We start from the raw sequence: 16,173 nt of genomic DNA on the forward strand, positions 1-16,173 counted from the left end.
TGTTAAAAAAGAAGGAAATATTAAAAATTAAGATTGTCTAATAGGCTTAAACCTTAACTTATCATTAGCGTTATAGAAAAGATTATATGTGAATAGTCATAGGAAAAGAATGATCAGACTCTTTTAGACAAAAGGTGGTTGTATACAATAGTATGAGGAATGTTGGACTTAATTTCTAATTAACTGTATATTTACAAAAATCTAATAAAGTTCATTTGTTATTTAAACGACATTAACATGTATTAGATAAAATAGCCCTTGTAATGAATCAATTATTATGAGGAGGATTCACGTGGACAGAAATGCTTTAAGAAAAGTAAAAGGCCTTATTGGATTATTAATGGTTTTTGTATTAGCGTTCGTATCATTTCCGTGGAGTACATCAGTCAAGGCAGAAGAGAAAAAGCAAGAAAAGGCATCAAGTGAGAAGAAGATAGTTTTTCCAGTTGTAAGTGATGTGCATATTAAAAATAGTGGAACGGATGATACGTTTCGCTGGAAAAGAGCGATTGAACAGTTTAATACATTAGCACCGAAGCAAGATGCGTTCGTAATTGTGGGAGATTTTACTGATTCAGGATCGGTACAACAGTATGATCGTTTCATGCAAGTATATAATGAAAATGCAAATAAAGATGCGGTACGAATGAATTCTCTAGGTAATCATGATTATTGGAACGGTTTATCAGTAGAGGGAGCACAGAAGCGTTTCTTAGAAAAAACAGGAATGGAATCAATTTATTATTATAAAGTGGTAAAAGGGTATCACTTCCTTGTTATGTCTCCAGAGAATGGAACAACTCATGGATATTATTCAGACAAGCAAATTAATTGGTTAAAAGAAGAAATGGCGAAAGCGCAAAAAGATGATCCAACAAAACCAATTTTCGTATTTTTACATCAACATATTAAAGATACAGTGTACGGTAGTCATGAATGGGGAACACAAGATAGCGCAAAAATTAATACAGTATTAAAGGAATATCCACAAGTTATTACATTTTCGGGTCATTCGCATTATCCGTTAGACGATCCAAGATCGATTCATCAAAAAGACTTTACATCAGTTGGTACTTCTTCAGTAAGTTATATGGAAGTTGAAGGTGGTAAAGTACAAGGGAATATCCCGCCAGGAGCTAGTACGTTAAGCCAAGGTTTATTAGTAGAAGTAGATGATGAAGAAGTAACGATTAATCGTCGTGATTTCCATACGAATTCTTGGACAGGCGAGCCTTGGAAAATTAAATTACCAGCAAAGAAAGAAACATTTACACATGTAGAAGATCGTGATAAAGAAAAGCCTTACTTTGCTAAGGATGCAAAGCTTGCTGTATCAAATGTAACAGAAAATGCGGCAACAGTAACATTCCCGCAAGCATTGGACAACCTTCTTGTTCATTCTTATCGTGTACAAGCTAGAGATAAGCAAACGGGAGAAATAAAGAATAAATTGTTAGCATTCTCAGAGTTTTATCGTGATCCAGTGCCAAAAGACCTTACATTTACACTTGCAGGATTAGATGGCGGGAAAACATATACACTTGAAGTCGTTGCAATTGATTCATTTGGCAATGAAACCGCACAGCCGTTAACTGCGGAAATTACTACGAAAAAAGATAATATTGACCCGAATGTGAAAGTACCAAAAGCTGATGTTTTCGATGTAAACTTTGCAGATGGTACATTTAAAGACAATTCACCATTTGGTACAAAAGGTGATGTGAAAGGCAATGTGACTATTGAATATGATAAAGCATTGAAAAAGAATGTGATGAAGTTAAACGGACAATCTAATACATTTGGATACCTTCCATTTTCAGCAGCACAAAAAGAGAAAGTAGCAAATACATTTACGCTAGAAACGGTATTTTCAATGAATCAAATCCGTGGCCAAGGTATTTTGCAAAATACAGAGAGCGGCGGAATTGGATTTGAGTCTACAGGAAGTGGATATGTTGAATTATGGGCTCACATTGGTGGTAGCTATAAACGTGTTGGCGTTCAATTAGAAGCAAACAAAACATATCACTTAACAGGAACGTATAACGGAAGCGAAGTGGCAATTTACGTAGATGGTAAAAAAGTAAATAGTCAGCCAGCTACTGGGAAAGTGTATCATCCAAACGTACCATTTGCATTTGGAGCGGATCCTGATAGTAACGGAAATGGTGGTATTCCGTTAAATGGACAAATCGCGCTTGCGAAATTATATAGTAAAGCGTTAAGTTCTTCAGAAGTATTAGCGGCGTACAATGAGTTCTCTAACCGTACGAAGTTAGAGCAAGTAAATGCGTTATTTGAAGAGCTTGGAAAAGTAAAGGAAGTGCTAGCTGGTACGTATGAATTTGGTGATAAACCAGGTCAATATTCAAAGGAAGCATTTCAAGAACTAGAGAAAAGCTATAATAATGCAAAACAAGTGTTTGAAAATGTAGGGAGTACGGGAGAGCAAATCGTTCAAACATATAACGAATTAAAAACAGCTAATGTAACATTTGTACAATCTAAAGTAGTAGAACAACCGAAAACACCGAAAGAAAAATTACAAATCAATATTGAATCTGCAAAAGTAGTAGTGAAAAAAGCGCAAGATGCAAATGTAACGGACGGTTCAGTGAAAGCATTGAGTCAAAAAATTACAATGGCCGAAGCTGTAGTGAAAGATGTAAAAGTAAAAGATGCACAGGTAGAAACGATGAATCGTACATTAGAGTATACGATTTCACTTGTTGAAAAAAGCATAAACAAATAAGAGAGAAGAAAAGAAGCTTATCATGATAGGCTTCTTTTTTGTTATACTAAAAGTAGTATAGAATGAAGGAGCGAATAATTTGGAACAGAAAAAGCTAAAAAGAATTCTTGAATATGTATGGATTGCGGTTGTGCTCCTTGTAGGATATTATTTCTTAAAAGAGAAAAGTATTTGGGTTTTATTTTTAATGACTTTCTTATTAGCAGGACTAGGAACGTTATTTATTAACTTTTTCTTTGATAGTTTAAATGCATGGAAGAATAAAAAGAAGGGAACGAAGTAAAGGAGGGAATATATGCAAAAGTGGAAGCTCATATATCAGGTGATTATTTTCCTATTGCTTGTAGGTATTGGAATTGTTAAATAAGCAACGCCAATAGGAAATTGGGCATGGTTTACAGCTTGCATTGGCATATTTTTCATTTTACAATCGTTAACGAAAAAATATAATAGTACAGAAAAATAGCTCGCCGCTAAAACGGCGAGCTATTTTGTTATGCTTTTTTCTTTTCATCATTCGTTTTTTCGGTAGCTAAATGACTATGTTTCCTAGAGTAGAAGAAATAGAAGCATAAGCCGACTATAAGCCAAATTGCAAAGCTAATCCATGTTGTTTTAGACAAATTGATCATTAAATATAAGCAGCAAAGAATCGCGACAACTGGTAATACAGGTACGAAAGGTGTACGGAATCCACGTTTTAAATCAGGATGTGTTTTTCGTAAAATAAGTACTGCGCAGCAAACGAATGTAAAGGCTGTTAACGTGCCGATGTTTACTAAATTCGCTAGCAAATGTAAATCTAAAAGTCCTGCTAATAAAGCGGCAACAACGCCAGTAATCCACGTATTTAATAAAGGGATTTTTACTCTTTTATTTACACGTGCTAACGCTTTTGGAAGTAGACCGTCACGGCTCATTGCATACGAAACGCGAACTTGTCCATACATAACGACTAAGAGAACGGTTGTCATTCCAGTCATCGCTCCGACAGCGAGTAGTCCTGCAATTGTATCCTCACCAACGAAATGCAATGCAAATGCAACTGGATCAGAGACGTCTAATTGCGTATAAGGAACCATACCTGTTAAAACGAAAGATACAATCATATATAAAACAGTACAAATAAGAAGAGAACCGATAATACCAATTGGTAAGTCACGCTGCGGTTTTTTCGTTTCTTCTGCAGCGGTTGCGATTGCATCAAAACCTAAAAAGGCGAAGAACACAGTGGCAGCCCCAGTAATAATACCGTCGTATCCGAATGGGATGAACGGTGTCCAATTTTCAGGTTTTACATATTTTGCACCTGCTACGATAAAGGCAATGATAACAGCTAGTTTAATAAGAACCATAATATTATTAATGCGTGCACTTTCACGTATACCAAAACTTAAAAGGCCAGTAATAAGAAGTAAAATGCAGACAGCTGGTAAATCGATGAGACCACCTTTTCCTACGCCGGGGGCCGAGGCGATTATGGCGGGCAGGTGTATATTGAACCCTTGTAGTAATGATTGCAAATAACCAGACCAACCGACAGCTACTGCTGCAACGGCAAGTAAATATTCGAGCATTAAACACCATCCGACGATGAAGGCGACGACTTCTCCGACTGTCATATATGCGTAAGTATACACACTTCCTGAGACAGGAATAGAAGAAGCAAATTCAGCATAACAAAAGGCTACACAAGCACAAGTAAATGCAGCAATAAGAAATGATAGCATAATACCAGGACCAGAATGTTTTGCTGCAACAATACCTGTTAATACAAAGATCCCTGTCCCAATTACGGCGCCGATCCCTAAAAACGTTAAATCGAGTGCAGTTAATGTTCTATCTAGCTGCTTTGGTGATTCAGTACTAAGCGCTTTTTTTCGTAATAATGACTTCACTTTGGACTCTCCCCCCGTTTTTTCATTTCCATAACTGCGACTATAGTATGAGCCCATTAAAAAAGAGTATGTAAGGAAATGGAGGTACAGTTATGGTATGTAGTTTTTTAAAATTGCTGGATTAATCTTAATATAATTCAGAATATTTTGTCAAATAAAAATATGACAAATAAAATGCGGATCAATAGGGGAAACTACTTGCAGAAATGGACGGGGGTTAACGACCCACTGATTAAAGTTAAAGTAGGAGCAGATGCTATGTTATTTTATTTTGAACTTGTCGTCATTTTACTTTGTACGAAATTAGCTGGTGACATTAGTGTGAGACTTGGTCAGCCTTCTGTACTTGGTAAGTTAATTGTCGGTATTATTATCGGTCCAGCTGTACTCGGTATTATTAATAGTTCTGAACTAATTGATGAACTGAGTGAGATTGGTGTTTTGTTACTTATGTTTATGGCGGGACTTGAAACAGATTTAGAAGAGTTAAATCGGAATTTGAAATCGTCATTTGCAGTAGCGGCTGGTGGAATTATTTTTCCTTTCATCGGTGGTTATGTAACAGGATTGCTGTTTGGATTAATGCAGTCCCATGCCATTTTTTTAGGATTATTACTTTGCGCAACATCGGTTAGTATTACGGTGCAGACGCTACGTGATTTAGGGAAAATGAATACGAGAGAAAGTACAACAATTTTAGGTGCTGCCGTATTTGATGATGTCATTGTCGTTATTTTATTGGCATTTGTAATGAGTTTTTTAGGAACACAAGATGTAAATATAACACTTGTCATTGCAAAGAAAATTATTTTCTTTGTAAGTATTGTTTTTATTGCTTGGAAAGTCGTTCCTTGGATTATGAAGATGCTTGTCCCGCTTCGTGTAACAGAAGCGTTAATTAGCGCAGCTCTTATTATTTGCTTCTCTTTTTCTTATTACAGTGAAATGATGGGAATTGCAGGCATTATTGGAGCATTTGCAGCAGGAATTGCTATTTCTCAAACAGAGTATAAGCATGAAGTGGAACATAAAATTGAACCGATTGCTTATGCAATATTTGTTCCAGTATTCTTCGTAAGTATCGGAATGGAAATTACATTTCAAGGCATTGGAAGCCAGCTTTGGTTCATTATTATTATGACCCTCATTGCAATTTTCACAAAGTTAATTGGATCAGGTTTAGGAGCGAGATTGACAGGTTTTAATCTCCAATCTTCTATTAGTATTGGCGCGGGGATGGTATCACGTGGTGAAGTAGCGCTTATCATCGCAGCAAATGGACTTACGGCGAATTTATTAGCGAAAGAAAATTTCACAGCGATTGTTATTGTTGTTATATTGACGACGATTATTACACCGCCACTTTTGAAGAAATATTTTGTATAGAGAGGAAGGGCTTATCTGATGTAGGTAAGCTCTTTTTTTATTCCAAAAAGCAATGATCATATAGTATGAAGGGTTTGTAATTATGGTAAAATCTATGTATGTGATATGACAAGGAGAGGGAAGTGTGAAGATTACGAAGGAGAAGGTTATCGGTGTAATCGTACTTATTGCAGTATGTATACCATTTACTGCATGGAAAGAATCAAAAGTGAACGATTTTCCGGTTTCTATTTTTTCGAAAGAAGCAGATGGTGAGTACAATCAGAAGCTGAAATATACTGCTTTTTTACCTGATGTTGCGATTTGGATGAACGGTTGGGAAAAGAAGTGGACAGAAGGGGAAAGAACTGTTTATCAAAAAGGGAATCGCATTGTAAATGTGTTTCATCCTCCTGGTGATGATGGTTTTTACCTTCTTGAAGCAAGAGAAAATAAGTGAACGCAACCGTAAGAAGTGGAGGTTAAATAGTGAAAGCTTCAACATTACTATTTAAAATTGAAAGTAATATGGATCAATTTTCACCAGCTGAAAAGAAGGTTGCCATGTATATAATGGAGAATGCAGAGATTGTACCGAATTTAACGACGAAAGAAGTGTCAACGAATGCAGGCGCAAGTGAAGCGAGTGTCGTTCGCTTTTGTAAATCGATTGGAATCGGAAGTTTTAAAGCATTTAAGATAGCACTCGTTCGTGAATTAACGATTGCTGATTATAATATTAACGATTTTTCAGTGATGAATACGGAAGATGGACCGTATGATTTATTTAATAAAGTTACTTATGTGAATAAAGCTGCAATTGAGGCGAGTGTTACTGCAATAGATAAGAGGGAACTTGAGAAAGCAGCGGATCGTATTGTCAATGCGGGCAAAATTATATTTTACGGAGTAGGCGGATCAGCTACGCCAGCAATGGACGGGGCTTATAAATTTACGCGGCTTGGATTTACAGCGATGATGCTATCTGATTTTCATATGATGTTGCCACTTGTGACGAATTTAAAAGAAGGCGATATATTTGTTGCGATTTCAACATCTGGTCGAACGAAAGATGTGCTTGAAATGGCGCAGTATGCAAAGAGACAAGGTGCAACTGTTATTGGAATTACGAAATTAGATCAATCATCACCCCTATATAAAGAAGCGGATATTCGCCTTTGTATGCCAGATGTAGAACAAGATCATCGTATTGCGAGTATTGCTTCGAGAATGACACAATTGAATATGATCGATGCTTTATATGTTATTACTTTCAATCGAATTGGTAATAAAGTATTGGATCAATTTATGGAGACGCGAGAAGAAGCGTTGCGGTTACGGAAGTTAAAGTAGAAGAAAAGATGAGGAGACTCATCTTTTTTATTATCTTTGACACAAATATGTCATGTTGTGAAATTTTATTTCATAAAATAAGAAAGAGTTATTGATTTTTAGTTTCTTAAAGTTATAATAAAAGTGTGAAATATAATTTCAAAGAGGGTGGAAATATGTTAGAAAATTTATCGACAGAACATCGTAATGAGAAAACAATGAATCTGGATGAAATGAGCATAAAAGAAGTGTTGCAAAGTATGAATGAAGAAGATCGAACTGTTGCGTTAGCAGTTGAAAAAGAGATAGAACAAATTGAAAAGGTTGTACAGACTGTTATTAAATCTTTTGAAGAAGAGGGACGCTTAATTTACATTGGTGCTGGTACGAGTGGTCGTTTAGGTATTCTAGATGCAGTGGAATGTCCGCCGACATTTGGCACGGATGATAAAATGGTGCAAGGATTTATAGCAGGTGGATTGAAAGCGTTTACTAAGGCGGTGGAAGGTGCCGAAGATCGCGAAGAGTTAGCGGAAGAAGATTTAAAAAGTATTGGATTAAATGAGAAAGATACAGTGATTGGAATTGCTGCAAGTGGTAGAACTCCTTACGTAATTGGCGGCTTGAAATACGCACAGAGCGTAGGAGCGAGTACAGCAAGTATTTCTTGTAATAAAAATGCTGAAATAAGTAAATATGCAAAGTTAAATGTGGAAGTAGAGACAGGTGCAGAAATATTAACAGGATCAACGCGTTTAAAAGCTGGTACAGCACAAAAATTAGTGCTGAATATGATTTCAACAGCTTCGATGATTGGTGTAGGAAAAGTATATAAAAACTTAATGGTAGATGTTCAATCCACAAATGAAAAGTTAGTAGAACGGTCAAAACGAATTATTGTGGAAGCAACAGGCGCTAGTTATGAAGTAGCAACAGAGTATTATGAAAAGGCAGAACGTAACGTAAAAGCTGCCATTGTTATGGTGTTGTTGCAGTGTGAGTATGGGGAAGCACTGGAGAAACTAAAATACGCAAAAGGGTTTGTGAAGAAAGCACTATAAAGTAATAGGGAGGGGGATTCTATTATGAAGAAAGAAGAGAGAATGGCCAAGGAAATTTCGGAGCAACTTGGGGGAATAAAAAATATTCGTAGTATTGCTCATTTTATGACGAGACTACGTTTAACGCTTCATGATGAAAGTAAAGTAAATATGGACCTTTTGAAAAAAGTTGAAGGCGTTATGGGTGTTATAGAAGATGAGACGCTTCAAGTTGTCGTTGGTCCAGGAACAGTAAATAAAGTAGCAGCTGAAATGGAAGGTTTGACAGGACTACGAATTGGTGAGGTAGCAGATCATCACCTTGAAGATATTGGGCAAGAGATGAAATCAGAGATTAAGAAGAAAAATAATACACCGGTGAAAAACTTTTTACGAAAAATAGGAAGTATTTTCATCCCATTAATTCCGGGGCTTGTTGCGTCAGGAATTATAAACGGGGTTGCTAACTTTGCGAAAAATGCTGGTGCTGATCCAAATGCAACGTGGTTACAAATGTTACTACTCATTGGCGGCGGTATCTTTACATTCTTAGGAATTTTAGTCGGCTGGAATACAGCGAAAGAATTTGGCGGGACACCGGTTCTTGGGGCAATTGCTGGTATTTTAATTTTCAACCCGGCGATGGCAAACGTAAAATTGTTTGGTGAAGCATTAGTGCCCGGACGGGGCGGATTGTTTGCAGTTATTTTTGCAGCATGGCTTATGGTTGTAGTGGAAAGACAAGTACGAAAAGCAGTGCCAAATGCAGTTGATATTATTGTAACACCGCTTATTACTGTATTAGCTGTAAGTATAGTTACGATGTTAGCGATTCAGCCAGCAGCGGGATTCTTATCTGATGGTATTACGAGCGGTATTAACGCAATTTTAAATGTTGGTGGGGCATTTGCTGGGGCAGTGCTAGCTGGAACATTTTTACCACTTGTTATGGTCGGATTACACCACGGTTTAACACCAATTCATATGGAATTTATTAATCAAACACACGTAACACCTTTATTACCAGTGCTTGCAATGGCTGGTGCTGGCCAAGTGGGCGCAGCGATTGCGATTTATGTGAAAACAAAAAACAAACGACTTCGTAACGTAATTAAAGGTGGATTGCCAGTTGGCTTTTTAGGAATTGGTGAGCCGTTATTATACGGGGTGACATTACCACTTGGGAAACCGTTTATTACTGCTTGTTTAGGAGCGGCTGTCGGTGGTGCATTCCAAGCAGTTATGCAAACAGCTTCTCTTGGAATTGGCGTATCAGGGCTATCTTTAATTCCGTTAATTGCTGAAAATAAATATTTACTCTATTTCTTAGGTTTAGTAATTGCATATGCTTTCGGATTTATCTTTACGTACTTCTTCGGATTTAAAGAAGAAATGGCAGAAAACATATAGAGAAAGGGATTCCTTTCTCTTTTTCTATTAATAGAAAGGGAGATTTATATGATCGGAGTTTCCATTTATCTTTCAAAAGAACGAGTAGAGAAACAAGAAGAGTGGCTAAAAATAGCGAAGGAAAATGGGTTTACATCTATTTTTACATCACTGCACATTCCAGAAGATGATCCAAATACGTATAAAGAGTTAATTCAAATATTAGGGAAACAAGCTCTTGCACATGAAATGGAGTTAATGGTTGATGTTTCTCCAAAATCGTTACATCATTTAGGGCTAACATATGAAAATGTGGAAGAACTATTGGACTGGGGCATTACCGGTTTAAGAATGGATTACGGCATTGCGCCAAAAGAAATTGCAAGCGTATCTCATAAGATGAAAGTAGCTTTAAATGCGAGTACGATTACAAAGCCATTTTGGAAAGAATTACTTACAGAACATATACGAGTAGAGAATGTAGAAGCGTGGCATAATTTTTATCCACGTCCAGAGACGGGACTAGCAAAGTCCTTCTTACAAAAACAAAATCAATATTTACAGGAGTGCGGAATAAAAACGATGGCATTTATTCCAGGAGATGCGGAAAAACGTGGTCCGTTATATGAAGGGTTACCAACGTTAGAAAAACATCGCAATATGCGCCCGCTTGAAGCGTGCTTAGAACTTGTTCAAGATTGTGGTGTTGATAAAGTATTGATTGGAGATATAAGCGCAAGTTTGGAAAGTATGCAAGAAGTAGCTAGTGCGAGTAGAGGGATTATTCCATTGCGTTACAAATCATTTATAACTGATAAAGAAGTATTAAAAGTGGTGGAGCAAGTGCATACAAATAGACTAGATCCGGCTCGTGATGTTATTCGATCTGTAGAATCAAGGGAAGGAAATAGAGTGGTTTTACAGCCGATGCATACAATTGTAAGAAAGAAAGGCAGCATTACAATTGATAATGAATTGTACGGTAGATATGCAGGGGAGATGCAAGTTGCTACACATGATTTACCTGTAGATGAGAAAGTGAATGTTGTTGGAATAGTTGTGGAAGAGGACGTTTCTTTACTGCCTTATATTGGCGCTGGAAAAATGTTTCAACTTTTTCTATGCGATAGAATAAAAGCTTGAATTAGCGCTATTTTGTAGGAAAACATTATCCGTAAAACGGATAATGTTTTTTGTTTTCTTTAAAAAAGTATTTGACGAATGAAATAAAATACCGTATTGTTTTGACTTGTAAATAAAAGTTCACCATAACAAAACAAAAAGGAGAGTTCAAAATGAATCAATATATTGGGAATTTAATTATTCGTATCGTGTTAGGAGTTACGTTCTTTGCACACGGTTTAGCAAAGTTTCAATCAGGTATCGATAATGTAGCAGGATGGTTTACGAGCATCGGTTTACCAGGTGGCCTTGCATACGGCGTAGCAACTGTAGAATTAGTTGGTGGTATATTATTAATTATCGGTTTAGGTGTACGATATGTAGGATTGTTATTCGCTCTTATTTTAGCTGGAGCTATCGTAAAGGTAAATGGAGCAGCAGGTTTATTAGGAGATGGAAAGAATCCAGGATATGAATTAGATCTTGCATTATTATCAATGGGTGCGTATTTATTCGTAGTAAAAGCAGAAGGATATGTAGATCGTTTCTTAAAAGAGAAAGTAATGAAAACGAAGTAAATTTTATTTATAAATTGTTGACTTGAAGAATTATTGTAACTATAATGATTACAACTGATGGATTACGAATGAAATAATTTAAATATTTTTTTACACAAGATGTAACTACATTGGTTACGTCTTGTGTAAAAATAAATAAACGGGAGGAAGTAATATGCCTAAATCAAATTTAGAAATTATTCAAAGCACGTATGAAGGATCAGCTTCTTCGAATGCAAAGCATTTAGCAGAAGCCCTCTCTGAAAAAGTGGAATGGACAGAGGCAGAAGGTTTCCCGTATGGCGGAACATATACAGGCGTAGAAGCTATAATGGAAAATGTATTTAGCCGTTTAGGATCAGAATGGGATGATTATAAAGCAAGTGTAAATACATATCATGAAGTAAACGGAAAAGATGTAATTATTGCTGAAGGTATGTATTCTGGAGTTTATAAAGAAACAGGAAAATCATTTGAAGCAGAATTTGTTCATATATGGCAGCTTGAAAATGGAAAAATCGTGAAGTTTAAGCAGTATGTAGATAGTCATATTGTTAGGGAAGCGATGAAGAGCTAATGCTTTTTAAATGGATTGTAGGTATATGTATTACCATTATGGTAATCATCTCTTCTATAGTTGGCGGAAAGAAATTGCTTGCATATGTGGAAAAAGAAAATATAAATATTCAAACCGAGCAAGCGGCAAACGAAAAAGAGAAAAAAGCTGCAGAAGAAGCCCCGCAAATTAGTGAAGGTGAAATTATTTCTACTATGCATAAAATGGTGCATCAAAAGGTAAAATCCTCTGAAAAATGGGGATTTGTAGAGATGACAAAAAAGGAAATTTCTAATGTAAAAAGAGATATTGAAAATAGTACAGGTTTTCAATATAAAATGAAGTTATTTTCTATTATAAATAGATGGGAAAAAGGAGATTTTTCTCAAACTGTTGAGGAGCATAACTTTTTATGGAGCCTTCAAGGTGGAGATACCGGCAAGGCGACGGAACGTTTATCGCCAGAAGAGGAAAAGCAGTATATAAAAGAAATGAAGAGTAAATAAAAACATCGCCAACCTAGATGACGATGTTTTTTTATTAAGAATGTTTTCGCATTAAAGGTCTAACAGGCTGAACGGCAACAGTTTTGAAATGAGAAAATAAATAACATCCTGTTACAACGACAATTGTCCCTAAAATTTGTATCCACGTTAATTCTTCTCCGAGGAATATGAATGCTAAAATGGCTGTGAAGATTGGATTGAAGTTTAGAAAAATACCTGATGTAGTTGCGCCTAATTTTTGTACACCAATATTCCAAAATACCATACAAAGAACTGTCGAAATAAGCCCAGTATATAAAAGTGATGTGATGAAAGAAGTATTTATATTTGAAACAGTGAAGCTACCTATGTTAAACGGTAGTAATAAAATAACGCCGAAAATACCAGAGTACAACGTTGCCATAAGTGGTGTAGTTGTTTTTGTTGCCCATTTACTGCAAACAGAATAGATTCCCCAAATACAAACTGCTGCAATCATCCATAAATCACCGCTATTAAAATGTAGTGAAAATAAAAGCGAGAAATCACCTTTTAATAGGACGAGGATAACCCCGAAGAATGAAAGAATCATGGATAGGATTTGAAGTGTATTTACTTTTTCTTTTAGAAATAATACTGAAAATAATGTGATTGAAATTGCATTCAAAGTAGAGATAAGACCTACATTCGTAGCGGATGTTTTTTCTAATGCTAAAAATTGAAAGATGTTAAAAAGAGCGACCCCTGAAATTCCCATCAATATTAACGGAAGTATTGCGGTACGTGGTGGAAGGATTTTCTTTTCTTTAAACCATACCATTGGTAATAAACAAACAATCGCAATCATCCATCTTAAATTTGTCAGTGTCATCGGCGATGCATGATCGACGAGTGATTTTCCAACGACAAAATTTCCTCCCCATAATAAGCTCGTTAGTAATAGTAAAAAGACGTAAAAATAAGGCATGCTAAAATCCCCTTTTTGTAATCAATACGAATTGTAAATAATTTTAGCATTTTTCTTTATTGTATAATATATTCTTTTGTATAATGGTAAAAACTCGATAAAATATTTATCTGTGAATGATATTTACGGAATGATATTCAGTTTTGGATAAATTATAAGGTGTTTTTTCGAATAATCATCGGTAAGAAAAAAGGGGGAATTGTAATGGAGTCGTCTGTTATTAAAGTGTTGGATGATTTGGATGTACAAATTTTAGATATATTGCAGAAGGAGTCACAAGTAAGTAATGCAGAGCTGGCACGTCGCGTTAATTTATCACCGGCTGCGATGCATGCAAGAATAAAAAGGTTAGATGGGGAAGGTTTCATCGATAAGCAAGTTGCGATTTTAAATCAAGAAAAGCTTGGGTTTGATTTATTATGTTTTATTTTTATGAGTACGAATATTCATCAATTTGACAAGTTGGAAGTGTTGGAGAAAGAATTAGAATCGATGCCGGAAGTGTTAGAATGTCACTGTTTAACAGGAGAATACGATTATTTATTAAAGGTTGCAAATCGTGATCGTAAAGAACTGGAGCAGTTTATTAGAAAGCTGAATAAGCTTGGTATTACAAGGATACAGACAAGTTTAGCACTTCGTGAAATTAAATATTCGACGGTATTGCCGATACGAGATGAGGAACCGAGCATCAATTAGATTGCTTGGTTTTTTGTTTGCATAAAGTGATTGACGAGGAGAAAAGAGAGCTGTATTATTATATAAAATTATGTATTAAAATTCATTTAAAGTTATAAATATTAATATCGAGGGCAAGGGGATGTAATATGAAAATCTGTAATGCGGTGACGAGTGATGTGAAAGAAATTTATAGTCTTATTGAGGTTTATGCAAAAGAGGGAGTGGTTTTACCACGTTCCCTTTTGTCTCTTTATCAATATTTGCAATGTTTATATGTTATGAAAGAAGACGAGAGAATTGTTGGAGTTGCTGGATTACATGTATTAGGGGAAGATCTTGCAGAAATACGATCGTTAGTAGTTTCGCATACATATGCAGGGAAAGGGATAGGGCGTATGCTCGTAAATCATGTAATGGAGGAAGCTACGAAAATAAATGTAAGAAGAGTAATTTCCTTAACATATGAAACAGTATTTTTTCAAAAGTGTGGATTTGATTTTGTAAATAAAGAAACGTTGCCAGAGAAAGTATGGATTGATTGTAGACATTGCCCAAAGGTGGATTATTGTGATGAAGTGGCGATGGTTCGGTATGTTGGATGAAAAATTTATAGGGAAAAAGTTCCCACTATTATTTACATATATAGTGGGAATATATATTTCAATAAGAAATGGACAGGTTATTAAGAATTTGAATTCTTTTGTCTCACGGCAAAATTATAAAGTGGATCTTTAAGTTCATAGTTATACGTTAAACCGTCGACAATTCCTACAACTTTATCATTATCATAAAGGTCGAGCATAAATTGTGCCATTTGTTTTGCAGTGTGGAATTTTGGTACAACATTATCGTATTGGAATTCATCAATATCAAATGAACGCTTCGCAAATTCTGTTTCAGTTGCAGCAGGAGCTAAAACTTTTGCTTGCAGTTTTGCGCCTTGTTCTTTCAGTTCGTGAGACAACCCTTCTGTAAATGCACTTACATAGAATTTCGTAGCGCAATACGTAACAGCATCAGCAACAATTGTGTATCCGCCGCCCGATGAAACGTTAATAAGCTGTGTTCCATCAACCATTGAATAATCTCGAACGAAAAGAGAAGAGAGTATTGTTAGTGCTTCTATATTTACATGTAACATCGTTTCGATTTTATTTAAATTTTGTTCAGCAATTGAGGCGAAATTACCAAAACCTGCGTTGTTAATCCACGCTTCAATTTGAAAAGCTTGTAGGCTTTCATAAAGTTTATAAACATCTTCAGTAACAGATAAATCAGTTCTTCGAATGACAACATCCAACTCCGGATGCATTTCGTTAATTTTTAATTTTAATCCGTTTAATTCTTCTTGTCTTCGAGCTACAAGTACTAAATTTTTTCCGCGAGATGCAAATGCTAAAGCTGCTTCATAACCAATTCCGGAACTTGCACCAGTAATAACCGTGTATTTCATATAAAATCCCCCTAAATTCAAATTCATTTATGGTTAGATTGTATTTGTTAGAGTATACTCTAAGTCAAATGTTTTTTATAAATTTGATACGGTCATAAAATATATGAGGGTAAGCATGTGGAGGGAGCTTTAGTATGTACACAATTAGTGAGGTAGCAAAATTATTAGGCGTGAGCACACATACACTACGTTATTATGAAAAGGAAAATATATTAATTGCAAATCGTGATACAAATGGAAATCGACTTTACGAAGAGTCACATATAAAGTGGTTGCAGTTTGTAATGAAATTAAAACAAACGCAAATGCCAATAGCGAAAATAAGAGAATACGCTAGATTATATACAGAAGGGGTGCATACAACAGAAGCTCGTTTACAGCTCCTAGAAGATCATAGGAAATCTATTCAGATTCAAAGAGAAAACTTAGAGGTTACAGAGAAGATGCTTGAGAATAAAATTCGTACATACAAAAGCTCATTGGAAAATAAATAGATGTTGTTATGTGATGAAAAATGGATTTGATCTATGAGTATTTCATCATAGTGTGCGGATAAATAAAAAAGAGCAGCTAGCA

At 35.7% G+C, this 16,173-nt stretch carries 17 protein-coding genes; 14 read left to right on the top strand and 3 right to left on the bottom strand.

Features of this window, described 5'->3' with window-relative positions; translation table 11 throughout:
• Positions 1-292: 292 nt before the first annotated feature.
• Both ATL10_RS21530 and ATL10_RS21535 read left to right on the top strand, forming a co-directional pair.
• On the top strand, positions 293-2,752 hold the full coding sequence (locus ATL10_RS21530) for a LamG-like jellyroll fold domain-containing protein (protein WP_142669985.1): 2,460 nt from the start codon (positions 293-295) through the stop codon (positions 2,750-2,752).
• 79 nt (positions 2,753-2,831) lie between these two features.
• Positions 2,832-3,035, top strand: a complete 204-nt coding sequence (locus ATL10_RS21535; protein WP_000435797.1) for a hypothetical protein — start codon at positions 2,832-2,834, stop codon at positions 3,033-3,035.
• Positions 3,036-3,246: 211 nt separating this feature from the next.
• Here the strand turns inward: ATL10_RS21535 and bcaP are convergent, their stop codons facing one another.
• Positions 3,247-4,707, bottom strand: coding sequence for a branched-chain amino acid transporter BcaP (gene bcaP, locus ATL10_RS21545; protein ID WP_223617991.1), 1,461 nt, complete (start codon positions 4,705-4,707; stop codon positions 3,247-3,249).
• Between the two features lie 105 nt (positions 4,708-4,812).
• Here bcaP and ATL10_RS21550 point away from each other — a divergent pair, with 105 nt between their 5' ends.
• From ATL10_RS21550 to ATL10_RS21590, 9 genes are all read left to right on the top strand, one after another.
• Entirely contained in the window at positions 4,813-6,036 is a 1,224-nt protein-coding gene (locus ATL10_RS21550) for a cation:proton antiporter (RefSeq protein WP_050427771.1), read from the top strand.
• A gap of 124 nt (positions 6,037-6,160) precedes the next feature.
• Positions 6,161-6,475, top strand: a complete 315-nt coding sequence (locus tag ATL10_RS21555) for an outer surface protein (RefSeq protein WP_098329685.1) — start codon at positions 6,161-6,163, stop codon at positions 6,473-6,475.
• A 29-nt stretch (positions 6,476-6,504) separates the two neighbouring features.
• Positions 6,505-7,368, top strand: coding sequence for a MurR/RpiR family transcriptional regulator (locus tag ATL10_RS21560; RefSeq protein WP_000648173.1), 864 nt, complete (start codon positions 6,505-6,507; stop codon positions 7,366-7,368).
• Between the two features lie 155 nt (positions 7,369-7,523).
• Positions 7,524-8,408: an N-acetylmuramic acid 6-phosphate etherase gene (gene murQ / locus ATL10_RS21565; protein WP_000892348.1), complete on the top strand. Its 885-nt coding sequence runs from the start codon at positions 7,524-7,526 to the stop codon at positions 8,406-8,408.
• 24 nt (positions 8,409-8,432) lie between these two features.
• The gene (locus ATL10_RS21570) at positions 8,433-9,797 is read left to right on the top strand and encodes a PTS transporter subunit EIIC (RefSeq protein ID WP_110497508.1); all 1,365 of its coding nucleotides are present in this window, start codon (positions 8,433-8,435) and stop codon (positions 9,795-9,797) included.
• 48 nt (positions 9,798-9,845) lie between these two features.
• Positions 9,846-10,919, top strand: coding sequence for a DUF871 domain-containing protein (locus ATL10_RS21575; protein WP_098508001.1), 1,074 nt, complete (start codon positions 9,846-9,848; stop codon positions 10,917-10,919).
• A 152-nt stretch (positions 10,920-11,071) separates the two neighbouring features.
• Positions 11,072-11,476, top strand: coding sequence for a DoxX family protein (locus tag ATL10_RS21580; protein ID WP_001077751.1), 405 nt, complete (start codon positions 11,072-11,074; stop codon positions 11,474-11,476).
• A 154-nt stretch (positions 11,477-11,630) separates the two neighbouring features.
• The gene (locus ATL10_RS21585) at positions 11,631-12,032 is read left to right on the top strand and encodes a nuclear transport factor 2 family protein (RefSeq protein WP_001126708.1); all 402 of its coding nucleotides are present in this window, start codon (positions 11,631-11,633) and stop codon (positions 12,030-12,032) included.
• Positions 12,032-12,517 carry a PRK06770 family protein gene (locus ATL10_RS21590; RefSeq protein ID WP_110497510.1) on the top strand — a complete coding sequence of 162 codons (486 nt, stop codon included), beginning with the start codon at positions 12,032-12,034 and terminating at the stop codon, positions 12,515-12,517. Before ATL10_RS21585 ends, ATL10_RS21590 begins: the two co-directional genes overlap by 1 nt.
• Before the next feature lie 34 nt (positions 12,518-12,551).
• Here the strand turns inward: ATL10_RS21590 and ATL10_RS21595 are convergent, their stop codons facing one another.
• Positions 12,552-13,463, bottom strand: coding sequence for a DMT family transporter (locus ATL10_RS21595; protein ID WP_097913530.1), 912 nt, complete (start codon positions 13,461-13,463; stop codon positions 12,552-12,554).
• 204 nt (positions 13,464-13,667) lie between these two features.
• Here ATL10_RS21595 and ATL10_RS21600 point away from each other — a divergent pair, with 204 nt between their 5' ends.
• A complete protein-coding gene (locus ATL10_RS21600; RefSeq protein ID WP_000446096.1) occupies positions 13,668-14,162 on the top strand; it encodes an Lrp/AsnC family transcriptional regulator in 495 nt (164 codons plus the stop codon).
• A 128-nt stretch (positions 14,163-14,290) separates the two neighbouring features.
• Positions 14,291-14,746 (top strand): N-acetyltransferase, encoded by a 456-nt coding sequence (locus ATL10_RS21605; RefSeq protein WP_000686667.1) that lies wholly within the window; start codon positions 14,291-14,293, stop codon positions 14,744-14,746.
• Between the two features lie 80 nt (positions 14,747-14,826).
• On the opposite strand, the gene ATL10_RS21610 is transcribed toward ATL10_RS21605, so the two are convergent.
• Positions 14,827-15,597, bottom strand: a complete 771-nt coding sequence (locus ATL10_RS21610) for an SDR family NAD(P)-dependent oxidoreductase (RefSeq protein ID WP_110497512.1) — start codon at positions 15,595-15,597, stop codon at positions 14,827-14,829.
• A 134-nt stretch (positions 15,598-15,731) separates the two neighbouring features.
• On the opposite strand from ATL10_RS21610, the gene ATL10_RS21615 reads away from it, so the two are divergent.
• Complete coding sequence (locus ATL10_RS21615; RefSeq protein WP_000288074.1) at positions 15,732-16,091, top strand: MerR family transcriptional regulator; 360 nt, start codon at positions 15,732-15,734, stop codon at positions 16,089-16,091.
• The last annotated feature ends 82 nt before the right edge of the window (positions 16,092-16,173 follow it).

It is taken from the genome of Bacillus sp. 196mf, assembly GCF_003217275.1.
Classification (GTDB): Bacteria; Bacillota; Bacilli; order Bacillales; family Bacillaceae_G; genus Bacillus_A; species Bacillus_A thuringiensis_S.

Excerpts from the sequence above, each read along its gene's own strand:
- ATL10_RS21600 (WP_000446096.1), top strand. The coding sequence starts at position 13,668 with ATGGAGTCGTCTGTTATTAAAGTGTTGGATGATTTGGATGTACAAATT.
- ATL10_RS21580 (WP_001077751.1), top strand. The coding sequence starts at position 11,072 with ATGAATCAATATATTGGGAATTTAATTATTCGTATCGTGTTAGGAGTT.
- ATL10_RS21590 (WP_110497510.1), top strand. The coding sequence starts at position 12,032 with ATGCTTTTTAAATGGATTGTAGGTATATGTATTACCATTATGGTAATC.
- murQ (WP_000892348.1), top strand. The coding sequence starts at position 7,524 with ATGTTAGAAAATTTATCGACAGAACATCGTAATGAGAAAACAATGAAT.
- bcaP (WP_223617991.1), bottom strand. The coding sequence starts at position 4,707 with ATGGGCTCATACTATAGTCGCAGTTATGGAAATGAAAAAACGGGGGGA.
- ATL10_RS21570 (WP_110497508.1), top strand. The coding sequence starts at position 8,433 with ATGAAGAAAGAAGAGAGAATGGCCAAGGAAATTTCGGAGCAACTTGGG.
- ATL10_RS21615 (WP_000288074.1), top strand. The coding sequence starts at position 15,732 with ATGTACACAATTAGTGAGGTAGCAAAATTATTAGGCGTGAGCACACAT.
- ATL10_RS21585 (WP_001126708.1), top strand. The coding sequence starts at position 11,631 with ATGCCTAAATCAAATTTAGAAATTATTCAAAGCACGTATGAAGGATCA.
- ATL10_RS21605 (WP_000686667.1), top strand. The coding sequence starts at position 14,291 with ATGAAAATCTGTAATGCGGTGACGAGTGATGTGAAAGAAATTTATAGT.
- ATL10_RS21595 (WP_097913530.1), bottom strand. The coding sequence starts at position 13,463 with ATGCCTTATTTTTACGTCTTTTTACTATTACTAACGAGCTTATTATGG.
- ATL10_RS21575 (WP_098508001.1), top strand. The coding sequence starts at position 9,846 with ATGATCGGAGTTTCCATTTATCTTTCAAAAGAACGAGTAGAGAAACAA.
- ATL10_RS21550 (WP_050427771.1), top strand. The coding sequence starts at position 4,813 with ATGACAAATAAAATGCGGATCAATAGGGGAAACTACTTGCAGAAATGG.
- ATL10_RS21610 (WP_110497512.1), bottom strand. The coding sequence starts at position 15,597 with ATGAAATACACGGTTATTACTGGTGCAAGTTCCGGAATTGGTTATGAA.